Origin of the sequence: uncultured Pontibacter sp., assembly GCF_947495565.1 — a bacterium.
Taxonomy (GTDB): domain Bacteria; phylum Bacteroidota; class Bacteroidia; order Cytophagales; family Hymenobacteraceae; genus Pontibacter.
Genome location: NZ_CANLZM010000036.1, coordinates 1 through 756 on the forward strand (window position 1 = coordinate 1; position 756 = coordinate 756).

At 56.3% G+C, this 756-nt stretch carries 1 pseudogene; it reads right to left on the reverse strand.

The annotated features are described in order from the left end of the window. Nucleotides 1–689 (reverse strand): annotated as a pseudogene (locus Q1B04_RS19950) (transposase); the annotation flags it as partial. Nucleotides 690–756 lie beyond the last annotated feature (67 nt).

The following is a 756-nucleotide window of genomic DNA, read 5'->3' on the forward strand; positions in this document are numbered from 1 at the left end:
AAAGTCGTCCATCACGTGGAAGGAGCGGAACCTGCGGCCGTTGGCCAAAGCGTCGCTCATGAAGTCAATCGACCAGGTGTGGTTCAGCTCCCCTGGTACCTGCAAAGGTTCTTTTACCCGCTCAGGCAGCCGCTTCTTGGCCTTCCGGCGGATGCTTAAACCAATCTTTTTGTAGACCCGGTGCATTCTTTTATGGTTCCAGGGCTTGCCTTCCCTACGCAGCCGGTGGTAGGCCTTCCAGAAGCCCTCCCTCGGGTGCTGCTCGGCCTTTTGCCGGAGCGCCTCCTCCACGGCCGAGTCGTCCCTCTTGCTTTGGTAGTAGTAGACGCATTTGCTCAGGTTGAGCACACGGCACGCCCTGCTGATGCCTACCTCTGGCAAAGAGGCCATTTCCTGCGCGATCTGTCGCTTCTGGCAGGGCTTTAAAGCTTTTTTTCGATGATCTCCTTGGCCACCTTCAGGTCCAGGGCCAGCTCGGCGTACATGGCCTTGAGGCGGCGGTTCTCCTCCTCCAGCTCCTTGAGCCGTTTGAGCTCGGTGGCATCCATGCCATTGTAGCGCTGGCGCCACTTGTAAAAAGCAGCCTGGCTCACGCCGTACTCCCGGCTGATCTCGGCAGCGCTCTTGCCAGCTTCGAATTCCTTCAGGATCCTGGCGATCTGCTGCGGGGTAAATGTTTTCCTTTTCATAAGCAACTGTTCAAAGTTAAGGGTTTTTCTCTACTTCAGAACAGTTCTATTTTCGGGGGAGCTGACA